The sequence below is a fragment of the Microcoleus sp. Pol11C3 genome (assembly GCF_036701485.1).
GTDB lineage: Bacteria > Cyanobacteriota > Cyanobacteriia > Cyanobacteriales > Microcoleaceae > Microcoleus.
On record NZ_JAUBQW010000005.1, the window covers coordinates 97,575 to 114,725 of the forward strand.

Here is a 17,151-nt window from a genome sequence, read left to right on the forward strand (position 1 = left end):
AAGAAGGAAGAAGGAAGAATTATGTCTAGTTTTCCGTTTTCCTATTTTCCTATTTTTCCATCTTCTTTTTTTCCTACGCAAGCGAGGCAGAGCCTCTGGTTATGGGCTCCCCGGTCGTGCCTGGAAGTTAAAAACAAATAACAAATGACTAATGACTAATGACTAATGACTACTGACTACTGACTAATGACTAAAAAGTTAAGTTTAAAACAACGATCGCTCGAAATTCTGATTCGACTCAAACGCCTCTATCCAGAAGCTCCTTGCACTCTCAACTACGAAACTCCCGTGCAGTTGCTGGTGGCGACGATTCTCTCGGCTCAGTGTACGGACGAGCGAGTAAATCTGGTAACGCCGGCTTTGTTTGAGCGTTTTCCCGATGCGGTGGCTTTGGCAAATGCTGATATAGAAGAACTCGAAAGTCTCGTGCGATCGACTGGTTTCTACCGCAATAAGTCTAAAAATATTAAAGGTGCTTGTCAGGCGATCGTCAATAAATTTAACAATCAAGTGCCGCAGCGGATGGAACTGCTACTGGAATTGCCCGGAGTTGCCCGCAAAACAGCTAATGTCGTTCTCGCTCACGCTTTTGGTATTAATATGGGCGTGACCGTAGACACTCACGTCAAACGTTTGACTCAGCGGTTGGGATTGACCGAACATACCGATCCTATAAGGATCGAGCGGGATTTGATGATATTGTTGCCGCAGCCGGATTGGGAAAATTGGTCGATTCGGTTGGTTTATCACGGCAGGGCGGTTTGTAATGCGAGAAATCCGGCTTGCAATATTTGCGAACTTGCAGATTTGTGTCCTTCTGCTAATAGTTAGGTGTTGCACCAATGTTTAGTAGAGGCAAGATGCCTGTACCACAAAAATATTGAGTTATTGCAGATTTGTGCCCTTCTACTAATAGTTAGGTGTTGCACAAATGTTAATTGCTCAACCCCCTTGACAAGAAGAGGAGATAGACATTATATAAAGGAATGGAAAAACTCCCCGACCTAAACCAACTATCGAACGAGGTAAAAGAAGCCTTGATAGTAAAGCTATCGAAAGAGAGCAAAAAACTTAGCGCAGCATGAGCCACCTACGAAGGAAAACCAGAGCCATCTCCAAAAAAAACTAGCAAAAATTCCAGCACTCCACCATCCAAAGGATTCAAGCCCAACATTAAGCCATCGAAAATTGAGGGGATAAAAAGACAAAGAAGCCTAGGAAGAGCAGGAGGGGGAAGAGAACTACATCCTCCTCCCGACCAAACAATCATCGCCCAACTAAAAAGTTGCCCCCAGTGTGGAGAGAAAGTCACCGCCGATGCACAAAAATTGCAATCCGTCTACGAAAAAATCGAAATACCCCCAATTCGCCCCATCGTCACCCGAATAGAACGTTATGGTGGTCAGTGTGCCTGCATTCAGGCTGAGAATATTGCACCTGTACCATTGGGAATGGAACCAGGTTCACCGTTTGGCAGTTCAATTCAAAGCTTAGTCACATATCTTTGTTACACTCATGCCATCAGCTACGAACGGCTGTCGTCGATATTTGGCTCCGTCTTGGGACTAAAGATTTCAGTTGGTGCCATCGCCAACTTGCTCTTGAAGGTCAAAATCAGTTGAGACGCTCAAGTAAGTCAAATACTACAACGGTGGCGGCGGGCAAAATTAATTTGTTCAGATGAAACGAGTGCGAGAGTTAACGGACAAAATCAGTGGGAGTGGGTGTTTAAGAACCAGGATGTTTGCTTACACGTCATTGGCCCGAGCCGAGCCAGTGGAGTAATGAACGAAGTTATAGCAGAACATCGTCCCGATATTTGGTTATCAGGCTTCTCCCGCGCTCAAAAAAATCACCCCGCACCACAATGGCAAGTGTGTGAGTGCTCATCAATTGCGGGATTGCCAATATGCGATTGATGTTGGGGACAGGATTTTTGGCCCAGGGATGAAGAGGTTATTATTAAGGATCGCGAATTAAATAATTTACACAAGTTTGTGGGATGGGCGGGACGCCCATCCCACAAGAACCATCAAATTGTAAGTTATTTAATTCTCATTCATAAGGACTTTTATCATCCATCGACGACGAGAAAAAATGGACGATGCTAGGCTGAAGCGATATCGAAAAAATTTACAGGAAAGATTAACCAGGATTTTAAATTTAGAGCCAGAACATAAGGATGGTATCCGGTTACGAAAACGCTAGGGTGGGCTGATTGACAATTTATTTCTATTTTTGGAAGATGCGACAATTCCGCCCACGAACAATCAGAGTGAACAGGCGATTAGGATGAGCGTGATATTTCGCCGTGTTACCAATCGCTTCCGTTCGGAATGGGGTCGAGATTGGTTTGCTGCGGTTCGTTCAGTTGTTAATACTGGCAAACGACAGGGTTTAACTGCTGATCAATCCATTCAACAAGCTCTCTCTACTAATGGCTCCCTTTTTTCCCCTAGTTGAGCAATTACCAAAAAACTTACACCTGTTAGAGACGTGTCCCTCTTGCTCTCCCGCATCCTTATTTTTACGCCCACAAAAAATACACAAAAAAAGAGAGGGCTACCTAAGTAACTCTCTCTGCCATCAGGGTGCATCTACATAACACAATATAACACGAGAGGGATGAGGGGTGACACCCCAAACGTGAAGATGTTGTAAAGAAATGTAGATTAATTATAAAGTTACGAGCCAGCGAGAAGGGCGATCGCGCCGCGATCTCGGGAAAAACCGATCGCCCACCGCTGTATCCGCTACACGGCCCCCTTAACGATTGCTTAGCCTGGGCCGTTCAGCTTCGCCACCAGCAGCTCATTCGTCAGTTTGGGATCGGCCCGTCCGCCCGTCTCTTTCATCACCTTGCCGACAAAAAAGCCCAGCAGCTTAGTTTTACCGGCTCGGTACTGTTCGAGCTCCTTGGGATTGGCGGCTAACACTGCATCGATCGCCCGATCTATCGCCCCAGTATCCGAAATTTGAATCAAACCCTTGCTCTCAACGAACTTCTGAGGCGAACCACCGTTGGCCAGCAACTCCGGCAAAATATCCTTAGCGATTTTGCCACTGATCGTACCGGCATCAATTAGCCCCAGCAGTTCGGCTAAATCCTGCGGTTGGAAAGGAATTTCTGCGATCGCCAGCTTTTCATTTTTAAGATAAGCAGTAATATCGCCCATCACCCAATTAGCAGCTTGTTTAGCCACAGCACCGGCGGCGATCGATTTTTCAAAATACTCAGCCACCGCTTTGTCGTCAGTCAGCACCCGCGCGTCGTAGGGAGAAAGAGCGAGATCAGTTTCGTAGCGATGGCGCTTGGAGGCCGGCAATTCCGGCAGTTGAGCTTTCCAATCCTGCAATTGCTCGGCAGAAACTTCGATCGGAGGCAAATCCGGTTCCGGGAAATACCGGTAATCGCTCGCACCTTCCTTAATCCGCATACTGAAAGTACACTGCTTGTTTTCATCCCAAAGCCGCGTTTCTTGGACGATGGTTTCGCCATTTTCCACAGCTTGAATCTGCCGCTCGATCTCATAATCGATCGCTCGTTCGATCGCATTAAAAGAGTTCATATTTTTAATTTCCACCTTCGTGCCGAACTCTTTTCGGCCAACCGGGCGCACCGAAATATTCACGTCGCACCGCAGCGAACCTTCCTGCATATTCCCGTCGCCCACACCGATGTAGCGCACGATCCGGCGCAATTCTTGACCGTATTCGGCAGCTTCCGCGCCCGATCGCAAATCCGGTTCCGAAACAATTTCGATTAGAGGCACACCGGCACGGTTGTAATCCACCATTGAATAAGTAGAACCGCTCAACCGATCGCTACCGCCGTGAACCAATTTTCCGGCATCTTCCTCCATGTGCAAGCGAGTGATCCCGATTTTTTTTCTAGTAGAATTTCCCGTCTCATCTACCAGTTCAATTTCTAGCCAACCGTTAGTAGCGATCGGCAAATCGAACTGAGAAATTTGATAATTTTTAGGCAAATCGGGATAGAAATATTGCTTGCGGTCAAACTTACTGTAAGGTGCGATTTCGCAGTTGAGAGCCAGCCCTGCTTTCACCGCATACTCCAGCACTTTTTGATTTAATACTGGCAACACTCCAGGCATTCCCATGCAGATTGGGTCAATGTTAGTATTTGGGGCATTGCCAAATTCAGTAGAAGAACTGGAGAAAATTTTAGTATTCGTACTCAATTGACAATGAGTTTCGAGACCGATAATGGCTTCGTACTGAGTTTGGTTTTTTATCGAAGAGGGTGCAGCAGCAGTCATAAGCGATTTAAAAGACTGAATAACTTTAGATTTTATTTTAGCTTTTTATTGACCAAACCGATTGGAGATTATTTGTAGGTAGGGGCGGTTTCATTGCTGCCAACAAGCACGTCAAACCCGCAGTGCGGCAGGGTTGAAACCCCCTGTCACACTGTGGGAAAGTACGTTAAGTTGAGACTAAGGGGAATCGGCACACAAAGCCCTGCTACAAATTCGCGATCGACCAACGCCCCGAGCCACGCCGATATCCTTTCGATCGCCCCAAACAACCCTGTGCGAGAATATACTTAGCTTAGCGCCCGATCGCTTGCCCAGGAGAGTTTTAGATTGAGCGACCACAATTGCCGATCAATCTGCACCCCAAACCCTTTTACTGGCAGTCTTTAATAGCGCCACCCGCCTCCAACGATCGGCTCGGCGCATAAATTAAAAGTTAAAAATGTATAATTTGACATAACATTATATTTTTTTAACTTTTAAGATTTAATTTTGAATTGTAAAAGTAACACTTGTCTAAGTGTCAAAAATATGCCTGAAATTCCAGTTGAAAGTGCCACACTGTTTCACAACAGCATCACTGAGCTAGAGCAGGCGGAATCAGCCCTCGAACTCGCTTGGAACGAACTCGAAAAACAAACAGCAGAAACCATAGCTGAACTCGCCAAAGCCAGCCCAGTAAACGCACAGCAAATAGGCGATCGCTTTACCGAGACCAAGCAACTCTGCCAGGAGTTCAAAACCAAAATGAAACAAGCCCTCTCGCGGCTGGAATTTCATGTAGAAAACTCGCCAATGGCAGTTCTAGAATGGGACAGCGAATTTCGCATCGTGCGTTGGTCGCCCCAAGCCGAAAAAATGTTTGGCTGGAAAACAGCAGAAATAATGGGTAAAGACTGGTACGAATTATCAATAGTTTATGAAGCCGATTGTGAGTCAGTAAACTTAATAGCAAAAAAACTCTTAGACGGCAGCGAAACCCGCAACATAGGCTACAACCGCAACTCTACTAAAGATGGCTCTGTAATTTACTGCGAATGGTACAATTCTGTACTGAAAGATGCAGAAGGAAAACTAATTTCAATTCTCTCTTTTGCCAGAGACGTAAGCGAGCGCCACCGCATTCAAGAAGAACTGCACCAGCGCGAACAAGCATTCAGCACCCTAGCCGAAAATGCGACTGATATCATCGCCAGGTTCGATCGAGAATTCCGCCACATTTACATCAACCAAGCAGTAGAATCAGCAACCGGAAAACGCCCCGCCGAATTGATTGGTAAAAGCAATAGACAATCAGGAATGCCGCCCCATTTGTGCGATCTGTGGGACGAGACTTTTCTGAAAGTTTTTGGCACCGGCAAACAAGAAACTATAGAATTTGAGTTTCCCAGCCCCCAGGGAATAAAACATTACCACTGTCGAGTCATTCCCGAGTTTGCTGAAGACAATTCAGTAAAAACAGTTTTATCCATCGCCCGCGACCTCACAGAACTAAAACAAGTCGAAGATCAGTTGCGACAAAGCGAATCAAAATTTAGAGCCATAGTAGATTCTAACATGATTGGTCTAATTTTTTGGGATTTGAACGGCAGCATTACAGATGCCAACGCCGCTTTTTTAAATACGGTAAATTATACGCGGGACGAGCTGCTTGCCGGAAGAGTTAACTGGCAAGAAATGACACCGCCAGAATACGTGCGTTTAGATACAGAAAAAGTTGCCGAACTGAAGGCTAGAAATACGGTTGTTCCCTTTGAAAAAGAATTTATACGCTCCGATGGTAGCCGCGTTCAGGTGATGATTGGCAGCACATTTTTAGAAGGAACGAAGCAGTTAGGCGTTAGTTTTGTGCTGGACTTAAGCGAGCGCAAACAAGCCGAATTGGATCTGCAAAAACATCAGCAACTTTTAGAGAGTATTGTTACAACTATACCTAACTTTCTATACATTTACGATGCAGTAGAAAACAAAAATATTTATGCAAATGAATCGGTCACAGCCATGCTGGGATACACTCCCCAAGAATTGCAAGATTGGGGTACAGACGCTCTCGCTAACTTAGTTCATCCCGAGGATCTGTTAAAGCTAATTACAGGCATGGAGCGACTAAAACACAGCAGGAATCCCTATGAAACGGATGACAGAGACTACAGAATAAAACACAAAAATGGGGAATGGCGCTGGGTGCACGCTCGATCTACAATCTTCAAAAGAACCCCAGACGGACAAATTTTACAATTTATCGGTTCCGTACTCGACATCAGCGATCGCAAACAAGCCGAAGAATCATTAAAACAGCAAAAGGAACTGCTGCAAACTATCTTCGACAACGTGCCGATTATGCTCGCCTTCTTGGGCAGCAGCGCTGAAGTAAACTGGGTAAACCGCCACTGGGAACAAGTGCTCGGCTGGAGTTTGGCAGAAATAAAAAACCGGGATATCTTGGCCGAATTTTATCCACAGCCAGAATACCGTCAATACGTTTTAGATGAAATCCAAGCAGCAACTCAGAACTGGAGCGATTTTAAAACACAAGTTAGAGACGGGCGAATTATCGACACTTCTTGGGCAAATGTTCACCTTTCCGACGGCAGTTGTATCGGCATTGGTCAAGATATCACCGAACGCAAACGAGTAGAAGCTGAACTCAAAGAACTCAACGAAACTTTAGAAGCTCAAGTCGCTCAGCGTACCGCAGAATTAGAGACTTTTTTTGATGCTTTGCCCGATCGCATTTTTGTGGTCGAACGCAAAAATATGCGCCAGCCTTTTGTCAACAAAACTGTTGCCAAAACTTGCGGTTTCAACAGCAGCAAAGAGATGCAAGGCAAAACAGTTATTGAATGTTTTCCCGCCGAACTCGCCGAACGATTTTGCCGGGAAAACTTGCAAGTATTTGAAACAGGCGAAACTCTGCACTTTCAGGAAAAATTCGTGAGTTCCGGTGGCAATGCTTACTACGATACTTTTAAAATTCCCCTCAGAAATCTCGACGGCGAGGTTTATGCTTTAATTGGGACTTCTCGCGATATCACTGAGTTGGTAGAGACAAAACAAGCTTTGTCAGAACGCACAGAGCAATTAGAAGCTGCAAATCAAGAATTAGAATCTTTTTCTTACTCAGTTTCCCACGACTTGCGCGCACCTTTGCGACATATTTCAGGTTTTGTAGAAGTGTTGAAGCAGCGGCTAGAATTAACTGAGGCTTTGAGCGATCGCAAAATAGTTCACTATATGGAAATAATTGAAGACAGCAGCCAAAAAATGAGCCTGTTGATTGACGGTTTGCTCGCCCTGTCGCGGGTGAGTCGCACCGAGTTGAGGCAAATTCCGATCGATCTGAGCCGTTTGGTACAAAATGCGATTAAATTGACTAAACCCCCAACCGTCGCAGATCCGGCCCAAACTCCCCACAGCGTTGAATTTGCCGTCGGAGATTTGCCGACAGTAATGGGAGATCCAACCTTGGTGCAACAGGTGTTCAGCAACTTGATTAGCAACGCAGTCAAGTTCAGCCGCGGACGCACTCCGGCTACAATAGTTATTGAGGGTCTACCTGATGGGACGATTTTTGTCAAGGATAACGGGGTGGGTTTTCCGATGGAATATGCCGATCGCCTGTTTGGAGCCTTTCAGAGGCTGCACTCCCAGAGAGAATTTGAAGGTACGGGCATCGGTTTGGCGATCGTCCAGCGGATTATTCACCGCCACGGCGGCACGGTTTGGGCAGAAAGCCTACCTAGTCAAGGAGCCACCTTTTACTTTAAACTAGGGCAAACAATCTCAAGCGGTAATATAGATTCGTGAGTTAAGTGTATAAGAGTTTTAAATTCAGAATTTAAAACTCTTATACACTTAAATAAGTCACAATCGCTGAGAGCATCCGAATTGTGCTTTCACAGGAGTATTGGCTGTGAGAGATCGAAGCGAGAGATATAGGCAAAGCTTTGCACGATGCTCGCAATCCTAAAAAACGCTTTTTAGAGAATTGGGATGCTCCCCAATCGGTTCGGTCAGCCCTCGACTACGGGTGCTAAATAAAGCTCTTGAGAGTAGATTATATAATTGATTTTGCTAAAATAACTAACAATACCGAGATCAAATTAACCACACTCAATCTAAAAATTTACATTTAGCAACAACACGAACAACCAATTAAAAACATCCCCAATACCTTATGTTAGATATAACTCACACAAACTATCTACTAAAAATGGTAGCGGAATCAACATTAAAATTGTTGATTATCGAAGACATGGCAGAAGATATGGAATTAATAGTGCTCGCCTTAGAAGCGGGGGGGGTAAATTTTAAGTGCGACACTGCCGAAACAGCAACAGAGTGCAGAAAACTGCTTGAAAATTGCCAGTACGATGCTGTACTCTCAGATTACCGCCTCCCCGGCTTCAACGGTATAGAAGTATTGAAATTAATGCAGGAATTAGGGCAAGACATACCCTTGATTTTAATAACGGGAAGTTTGGGAGAAGAAGCAGCAGTTGAGTGCATAAAAGCCGGAATGACCGATTACGTATTAAAAGGCCGGCTGTTTAGGTTGCCAACAGTCTTAGAACGATCGCTCCAAGAATACAAAATGCGGCGCCAGCAACAAGAAGCGATCGCCCAAATTCAGCGGCAAGCTCAGCGAGAAGCGATCGTCAACCGCATCCTCCAAGCCATGCGCTTCACCCTTGTACTCGACGAAGTGCTGCAAACCACCGCAGATCAACTGCACGAAGCTTTAGACATCAGCGCCTGCGCCATCTTGCAGCCAGATGCTGAAGGCAGCATCACAGTTCGCTACATCAGCAAAGCAGCCGACAGAGAAGGGTTTGTCGGGCTAAATTGCAAAGTGGCCGAACACTACAGATCGGGGCTCGCGGCCGGGGAAACCCTGATCATCGACGAGTTATCGACACTGTGCCCGTCCCTGCAAGAATCAGCAGGGTTGGTAGGGTTTCGCTCCGTCGCGATCGCCCCACTGCTCTACCAGCAGTCATTTTTGGGAGGAATTAGCCTCTATCAGTGCGATCGGGCGCGCTCTTGGAACGCCGAAGAACTGTCCCTACTCAAAGCCATAGCCGATCAGTGCGCGATCGCGATCCACCAAGCGGAACTCTACCAACAAGCCCAAACCGAACTCGCAGAACGCAAGCGCGCCGAAGCAGCAGTCTGTGGCATCCAGCAGCAGCTAGCCACAATGGCAGCCAACATTCCCGGCTCAGTTTACCGCACCCTGCTTCATCCAGACGGCACAATGTCCATGCCATACATCAGTCCCGGCGTGCGCGAAGTTACTGGGATCGCTGCCGAAGAAGTAATTTCGCGCCCAGAACTCTTGACCGAAATCATCCATCCAGATGACAAAAGCTCGTGTGACAGCAGCGTAGCAGCATCGAGAGCGAGTCTTTTGCCGTGTGATCGCCAGTACCGCATCGTTCTGAGATCGGGGGAGGTCAAGTGGGTGCAAGACAGCGCCAGATTTTCCAAGAACGAAAACGGCGACATAATTGTAGACGGAGTAGCTCTCGACATCAGCGATCGTAAAGAAGCCGAATCAGCTCTGCGGCAAAGCGAACAGCGATTTCGATCGCTGATTGAAAACGCTACAGACATCACGATCATTCTCGACGGCGAGGGAATCTTCCGCTACATCAGCCCTTCCGTCAAGCGAATTTTAGGATACGCACCCCACCAGGCGATCGGGCGCAGCGCCTTAGAAATAGTTCACCCCGACGACAGCGCCGCGATCACCGAAACCCTCCACAAAGCCATTAAAAACCCCAAAAGAAGCCAGTGTCCAGTTGAGTACCGAGTCCGCCACCGCAACGGTTCCTGGTGTTATGTAGAAGCTGTAGCCACCAACTTGCTGTATGATCCCGCAGTCAAGGGAATCGTGATTAACTGTCACGATATCACTCAGCGCAAACTCGCCGAGGAAAAACTGCTGCACGACGCTTTTCACGACGCGCTCACCGGATTGCCCAACCGATCACTATTTACCGATCGGCTGGAACACGCTCTGAGACTGGGAAAACGGCGCAAAGACTACTTGTTTGCCGTGCTGTTTCTCGATTTAGATAGATTTAAAGTCGTCAACGATTCCCTCGGCCACGCCATCGGCGATCAACTGCTAGTATCGATCGCGCGGCGTCTGGAAGCTTGTCTGAGGGTCGGAGATACTGTGGCCCGCCTCGGAGGAGACGAGTTTGTGCTGTTGCTCGAAGACATCGACGGCCTAAATGAAGCTACCACCATTGTCAACCGCCTGCAAAAGAAAATCACCTCGCCCATCCTTCTAGACGGACACGAAGTATTTATCACCGCCAGCATCGGCATAGCTTTGAGTTCTGGCGAATACTTAGAACCTACCAACCTGCTGCGCGACGCCGACACAGCAATGTACCGCGCCAAAGAACTCGGCCGAGCTCGACACGAAGTTTTCAACAGTTCCATGCACGCCCACGCTTTGCGGCTGTTGCAGCTAGAAAACGACCTGCGGCGGGCGATCGAATCAATTAGAGATCCGGCCAGAGAAGAAGACTTTCTCTCATCCCCCCAATCAGCCTTACCTCCCTTATCCGCAGCGCCCCAGTTTATCCTTCACTACCAGCCGATCGTGTTGATCGCCAACAGCACAATTACCAGTTTTGAGGCCCTAGTGCGCTGGCAGCATCCAGAACGCGGCTTAGTTTCCCCCGCCGAATTCATCACCATCGCCGAGGAAACCGGCTTGATCGTACCCCTCGGCCGCTGGGTACTGCGTACAGCTTGCCAGCAAATCCGCCAGTGGCAGCAGCTATTTCCCAGCAACCCGCCCTTAAGCGTCAGCGTCAACCTTTCAGTCAAACAGTTTTCTCAGCCAGATTTAATTGAATACATCGACCAAGTTCTCGCAGAAAGTCACCTCGACGGCAGCAGTTTAAAACTAGAAATTACCGAAAGCGTACTCATAGAAAATTCCGAATCAGTAACAGCAATGCTGGTGCAGCTCAGAACCCGAAACATACACTTGTGCATTGACGACTTCGGCACCGGCTATTCATCCCTCTCCTACCTGCACCGATTCCCCACCAATACCTTAAAAATAGACCGCTCTTTTGTTAGCAGGATGGGAGGTGATTTCGACCTAGGTAAAGGAGCCATTGACCCCACAGAAATTGTACGCTCAATAGTTACTTTGTCGCACAATTTAGGCATGGATGTAGTAGCCGAAGGAGTCGAAGAAGCCTCGCAACTATCTATACTCAAAGGGTTAAAATGCGAGTATGCCCAGGGATTCTTTTTCTCACAGGCAGTAGACGCTCAAACAGCCGCATCCCTAATCCGACAGCAAGCAGAAAATCAGAATTTGCTGACATTTAGTTTGTTAGAGAAAGGCAATTAAAAAAACACGGCATTTTGTGAGTCCCGTTTCAGCATAAAATCTTAAAATATTTTAAAGCTGTCCCTAACTGGCGTCAGTTAATAACTACGGCATCCAAATCACTATGACTATTGGTTACCTCGCCCTCGTTCTCCACGCCCACTTGCCTTTTGTCCGCCACCCCGAAAGCGACTACGTTTTAGAAGAAGAATGGCTGTTTGAGGCGATCGCGGAAACTTACATTCCCCTGCTGCAAGTCTTTGAAGGGCTCAAGCGCGACGGCATCGACTTTAAAATTACCATGAGCATGACGCCGCCCTTGGTGGCCATGCTGCGCGACCCCTTGCTGCAAGACCGCTTCGACGACCACTTGGCTAAACTCGAAGAATTAGCCGATCTCGAAATCGAACACAACAGCGGCAACGGTCACCTCCGCTATTTAGCAGAACATTACGCAGCCCATTTCTGTCAAGTCCGCAACTTTTGGGAAAAGTACGATCGAGATTTAGTCAAAGCCTTCAAAGAACACCAAGACACCAACAACCTCGAAATCATCACCTGCGGTGCCACCCACGGCTACCTACCGCTGATGAAAATGTACCCCGAAGCAGTTTGGGCACAAATTCAAGTAGCTTGCGACAACTACGAAGAAAACTTCGGCCGCCGACCAAAAGGCATTTGGCTGCCCGAATGCGCCTACTATGAAGGCTTAGAGCGAATGTTAGCCGATGCCGGCCTCCGCTACTTTCTCACAGACGGTCACGGCATCCTCTACGCCCGCCCGCGTCCCCGCTACGGCAGCTACGCCCCAATTTTCACCGAATGCGGAGTAGCAGCCTTCGGCCGGGATCACGAATCCTCGCAGCAGGTTTGGTCTTCCGAAGTCGGCTATCCCGGCGCCGCCGAATACCGCGAATTTTACAAAGATTTGGGCTGGGAAGCTGACTATGACTACATTAAGCCCTACATCATGCCCAACGGTCAGCGGAAAAATACCGGCATTAAATATCACAAAATCACCGGTCGCGGATTGGGTTTAGGCGATAAACAGTTATACGATCCGTACTGGGCCAGGGAAAAAGCAGCCGAACACGCCAGCAATTTTGCTTTTAACCGGGAACGGCAAGTAGAGCACCTCAACGGCATTATGCAGCGCCCGCCGATTATTGTTTCACCTTATGACGCGGAACTTTTCGGCCACTGGTGGTACGAAGGGCCTTGGTTCTTAGATTACTTATTCCGCAAGAGTTGGTTCGATCAAAATACCTACGAAATGACACATTTGGCCGATTATTTGCGGGGTAATCCGACTCAACAAGTTTGTCGCCCGTCGCAGTCTAGTTGGGGATATAGAGGTTTCCATGAGTATTGGTTGAATGAGACGAATGCTTGGATTTACCCGCATTTGCACAAGGCTGCTGAACGGATGATTGAGTTGGGAAGTATGGAACCGGAAGATGAGTTGCAGTCTCGTGCTTTGAATCAGGCGGCGCGGGAAGTGCTGCTGGCTCAATCTTCTGACTGGGCGTTTATTATGCGTACAGGGACGATGGTGCCCTATGCGGTGCGGCGAACTCGATCGCACTTAATGCGCTTTCACAAGCTTTACGATGAAGTGAAAGAAGGGAAAGTTGATTCGGGTTGGTTGGAGAAGGTTGAGGAGATTGATAATATTTTCCCTGAAATTAACTATCGCGTTTATCGATCGCTTTAAGCAAACTTCGAGCAAATCCCGACAGTTTAAAACCCGCCATCGCGGGTTTTTTTCATACACTAGCTTTATAGGGTGCGTGAGAACGAGAAATCTTCAACTACCAACGATGAGGCTATTTCTCACGCACCGCACGGTCGCATTACAGGTGATCGTAGATATTTGGAAGATCAAGAGGTTCAGACCTGTTCGACATCCGAATATAAAATTCAAGTTTCTTTTCGTTCGTTTTCTGTAGCCAAGATTTTTTCGCCGATTTTTTTATATAAATCGCACAGACATCTTTGCCATCAATTTTTTCAAACCTAATTTTAATCTGCTGAGTAAAGTTGCTGCCAATATGTTTACAAATTGAATCAATAATTGTCCGCTCTAGCTGATCCAGATTTCCATTTGACAGTAAAGACAAATCCTTTTCTAGCCCGAAAATATTACCATTATCTTCAACGCCGATAATGAGAGTTCCACCTTCAGAATTAAGAAATGCAGCAATTGTCTTAAGAGTGCTAAATTTTAAGTCGTTATTCTCACAATCGCGCCTAACATCCCACTGAAAGGTACTCTTATACTCCAGGCGATCGCTTTCAGGGAGTTTTATCAACTCAGAAATTGGGCGCAGTTCGCCAATTTTTCTGATCGTTGTTAAAAAGCGGCGTAGTTGTCGTTCCTCAATCTGTCGTTTCAATATTTCTTCTGTATCTCCTGCATCGATTACCGTTTTGTTAATCACGGCAATGTACTGACCAAAATATGTTTGATCCAACGTTTCTATATTCTCGTTAATCCACTGCTCATTCTGAACGTTACCCCAACGGTTGAAATAGGCGATCGCATCCTGAATCGATTCATGAAGTATATCGAAAATATTACCTCGCATATTTTTAGAAATATAGTCCCATGCGCCCATCTTGAAAGCAGCGCGGCAATCTGAAACTGTATCATTGGCAGTCAAGATAATAACTACAGAAGAAAGATTTCGGGCTTTCACTTCGTCAATAACAGCAAATCCACTGTCATCCTGCTCCATTCGCATATCTGCAATAATTACGTCAAAGGGATTTCCCAACTTCTCTTTAGCTTGAGCAACACTGCTAGCCGTTTCAATCTGCTCATAGCCATAGTCCCCAAGCCATTCCAGTAACTCACTCAAAAATCGAGGATTGTCCTCTACCAACAGCAAATGAACATTTTTACTTTGCATATTATCTTACACCTCTTCCTCAAGATAAGGAATATAAATTTCAAATCTAGCTCCATCTTGTCCCGTTTCCCGAATATAGCCCTTCATCTTGGTCAGGGTTTTACGGATAATGAACAGCCCTAATCCGCTACCTTTACCCTCCTGAGATGTGGTTTTTAGGGGTTGAAAGATCCAATCTTTATGATACTCTGGAACGCCCTTACCATCATCAGCAAATTCAATAAACAGATATTTTTGCTCTCCAGGGACATTCATTCCCCGAATTCCTGATGGGTTGACCACATCTTGGGACGTGATATGAATGGTCAATTTCGGCTGGTCAGCATTGTGCTTCAGAGAATTTTCGACCAGTTCATTTAATGCACTCTTTATTTTTTCCTGATCTCCATAGAACTGAGAGTCACCGTTTCTTATGTCTAGAAGAATCCAAGCATTATCAATATGGCAAGTTATTTCCCACTTTTCAAATAGTTCCTTGACATGAAAATGGTGATTTTTGATAGAGATACCTTCGTTGATAGCTTTCAAGTCATTGAGAGCAGTCTGGGTTAGTTCCAGTTGTGTCAGCAATTTATCAAACTGGGCGTAATGCTCGTCATTAGGTGATAACTTTCGGATGGATCGTATAGTCTTCGACTTGATCACAGCCAATTCGTTATTCACAAAGTCAGAGATATCATGGGCAGTTTTGGAAATGACAGTCAAAATCCTCCGATAGTCGTCATTAGAAATAGTTTCAATCTCAGATTTTTGTGCTTCCTTGCGTTTGTCAACCTCTTTGAAGACATCTTCAATCGCTTGAATAATACCGTTTAATAAGGGATCTTCGCGATCGGAGCGACGTGAAATTCGATAAGCAATTCCTTTAAGGATGCTGATCTCATTGGCAATTTTGTGATACATCGCCCGATTGAGGATTTCCGTGTCGCTTAATTCACTTGGGACATCAGCGTTGACCATTTCAAAGTAGTCTTGCTCACTAAAGTTAAGAATCAGCATTGCCCTTGCCTGATCGTAGCGCGGAGAATCTTTTTCGATTTGCCGCAGCATTTGAATTGCTGTATCGTTATGAGGATCGCTGGCAAAAATATTTCTAGCACTGTGGAGCCGTGTTTTCTCTTTGTCATCCGAGTTGGCAATTGCTGCCTCGAAATATTCGTCACCTTTCTCTCGTTGCTTAATGCAGTAGTATAGCCTACCTAATTTGAGTAGAATTATATTAGCTTCATATTGAGTCAGAAAATCCTTTTTTATTTCAGATAACTGGTTGATAGCCTCTTGGTACTTGCCTAATCTTTCTAGTGCAGGAAAATAGTGAAAATAAATAAAATCATTTCGTATATTATGATTTTTTAATCCCATTTGTAGTGCATTTTCAAAGAATGGTAAAGCCTTCTCATCCTGACCAAGTGAAGCTAAAGTAATAGCATAACTACTGAGAGTTATCGGATTATTAGGTTCAATTTTAAGCGCTCGCTCAAACAAAGGCAAAGCTTTCTCATACTCACGAATCCAAGTCAAAGCTTTGGCATAACTATTTAGCGTGATCACATTATAAGGTTCAATTTGTAGGGCTAGCTCAAAGAACTGTAAAGCCTTCTCATGCTGATTATTTGCAATCAAAGCATAGGCATAACTATTTAGCGTTATCAGATCATTAGGTTCAATTTGTAGCGCTCGCTCAAACAACTGTAAAGCTTTCTCATGCTGATTATTTGAAATCAAAGCTTTGGCATAACTATTGAGCGTTATCCGATTATTAGGTTCAATTTGTAGCGCTCGCTCAAACAACTGTAAAGCTTTCTCATGCTGATTATTTGAAATCAAAGCATTGGCATAACTATTGAGCGTTATCAGATCATTAGGTTCAATTTGTAGCGCTCGCTCAAACAACTGTAAAGCTTTCTCATGCTGATTATTTGAAATCAAAGCTTTGGCATAACTAGACAATGTTATCAGATTATTAGGTTCAATTTGTAGCGCTCGCTCAAACAACTGTAAAGCTTTCTCATGCTGATTATTTGAAATCAAAGCTTTGGCATAACTAGACAATGTTATCAGATTATTAGGTTCAATTTGTAGCGCTCGCTCAAACAACTGTAAAGCTTTCTCATGCTGATTATTTGAAATCAAAGCTTTGGCATAACTAGACAATGTTATCAGATTATTAGGTTCAATTTGAAGAGCTCGCTCAAAGAACTGTAAAGCTTTTTCATGCTGATTATTTGAACTCAAAGCATAGGCATAACTATATAATGTTATCCGATTATTAGGTTCAATCTGTAGCGCTCGCTCAAACAACGACCAAGCTTTCTCATGCTGATTATTTGAAATCAAAGCTTTGGCATAACTAGACAATGTTATCCGATTATTAGGTTCAATTTGAAGCGCTCGCTCAAAGAACTGTAAAGCTTTCTCATGCTGATTATTTGAACTCAAAGCATAGGCATAACTAGATAATGTTATCCGATTATTAGGTTCAATTTGAAGAGCTCGCTCAAAGAACTGTAAAGCTTTTTCATGCTGATTATTTGAACTCAAAGCATAGGCATAACTATATAATGTTATCCGATTATTAGGTTCAATCTGTAGCGCT

Annotated in this window: 9 protein-coding genes; 6 read left to right on the forward strand and 3 right to left on the reverse strand. The window is 45.4% G+C overall.

The window, feature by feature from the left end:
• Nucleotides 1–186 precede the first annotated feature (186 nt).
• The 3 genes from nth (at nt 187) to QUA40_RS28920 (ending at nt 2,463) form a co-directional block, all read left to right on the forward strand.
• Nucleotides 187–831, forward strand: a complete 645-nt coding sequence (nth, locus tag QUA40_RS03065) for an endonuclease III (protein ID WP_333121678.1) — start codon at nt 187–189, stop codon at nt 829–831.
• A gap of 497 nt (nt 832–1,328) precedes the next feature.
• The gene (locus tag QUA40_RS03070; RefSeq protein WP_333121680.1) at nt 1,329–1,622 is read left to right on the forward strand and encodes a hypothetical protein; all 294 of its coding nucleotides are present in this window, start codon (nt 1,329–1,331) and stop codon (nt 1,620–1,622) included.
• 595 nt (nt 1,623–2,217) lie between these two features.
• Nucleotides 2,218–2,463, forward strand: coding sequence for an IS66 family transposase (locus QUA40_RS28920; protein WP_445301117.1), 246 nt, complete (start codon nt 2,218–2,220; stop codon nt 2,461–2,463).
• A gap of 314 nt (nt 2,464–2,777) precedes the next feature.
• Here QUA40_RS28920 and gatB read toward each other — a convergent pair whose 3' ends face one another.
• On the reverse strand, nt 2,778–4,280 hold the full coding sequence (gatB, locus tag QUA40_RS03075) for an Asp-tRNA(Asn)/Glu-tRNA(Gln) amidotransferase subunit GatB (protein WP_333121681.1): 1,503 nt from the start codon (nt 4,278–4,280) through the stop codon (nt 2,778–2,780).
• A gap of 528 nt (nt 4,281–4,808) precedes the next feature.
• Between gatB and QUA40_RS03080 the strand changes: the two genes are divergently transcribed.
• From QUA40_RS03080 to QUA40_RS03090, 3 genes are all read left to right on the forward strand, one after another.
• Nucleotides 4,809–8,084 carry a PAS domain S-box protein gene (locus QUA40_RS03080; RefSeq protein WP_333121683.1) on the forward strand — a complete coding sequence of 1,092 codons (3,276 nt, stop codon included), beginning with the start codon at nt 4,809–4,811 and terminating at the stop codon, nt 8,082–8,084.
• Nucleotides 8,085–8,454: 370 nt separating this feature from the next.
• A complete protein-coding gene (locus tag QUA40_RS03085) occupies nt 8,455–11,664 on the forward strand; it encodes an EAL domain-containing protein (protein ID WP_333121685.1) in 3,210 nt (1,069 codons plus the stop codon).
• A 103-nt stretch (nt 11,665–11,767) separates the two neighbouring features.
• Nucleotides 11,768–13,357: a glycoside hydrolase family 57 protein gene (locus QUA40_RS03090; protein ID WP_333121686.1), complete on the forward strand. Its 1,590-nt coding sequence runs from the start codon at nt 11,768–11,770 to the stop codon at nt 13,355–13,357.
• A gap of 139 nt (nt 13,358–13,496) precedes the next feature.
• Here the strand turns inward: QUA40_RS03090 and QUA40_RS03095 are convergent, their stop codons facing one another.
• Both QUA40_RS03095 and QUA40_RS03100 read right to left on the reverse strand, forming a co-directional pair.
• A complete protein-coding gene (locus QUA40_RS03095; protein ID WP_333121687.1) occupies nt 13,497–14,555 on the reverse strand; it encodes an RNA-binding domain-containing protein in 1,059 nt (352 codons plus the stop codon).
• A gap of 6 nt (nt 14,556–14,561) precedes the next feature.
• The coding region (locus tag QUA40_RS03100) for a tetratricopeptide repeat protein (RefSeq protein ID WP_333121689.1) at nt 14,562–17,151 on the reverse strand (2,590 nt) is incomplete at its 5' end.

Excerpts from the sequence above, each read along its gene's own strand:
- QUA40_RS03080 (WP_333121683.1), top strand. The coding sequence starts at position 4,809 with ATGCCTGAAATTCCAGTTGAAAGTGCCACACTGTTTCACAACAGCATC.
- QUA40_RS03095 (WP_333121687.1), bottom strand. The coding sequence starts at position 14,555 with ATGCAAAGTAAAAATGTTCATTTGCTGTTGGTAGAGGACAATCCTCGA.
- nth (WP_333121678.1), top strand. The coding sequence starts at position 187 with ATGACTAAAAAGTTAAGTTTAAAACAACGATCGCTCGAAATTCTGATT.
- QUA40_RS03085 (WP_333121685.1), top strand. The coding sequence starts at position 8,455 with ATGTTAGATATAACTCACACAAACTATCTACTAAAAATGGTAGCGGAA.
- QUA40_RS03090 (WP_333121686.1), top strand. The coding sequence starts at position 11,768 with ATGACTATTGGTTACCTCGCCCTCGTTCTCCACGCCCACTTGCCTTTT.
- gatB (WP_333121681.1), bottom strand. The coding sequence starts at position 4,280 with ATGACTGCTGCTGCACCCTCTTCGATAAAAAACCAAACTCAGTACGAA.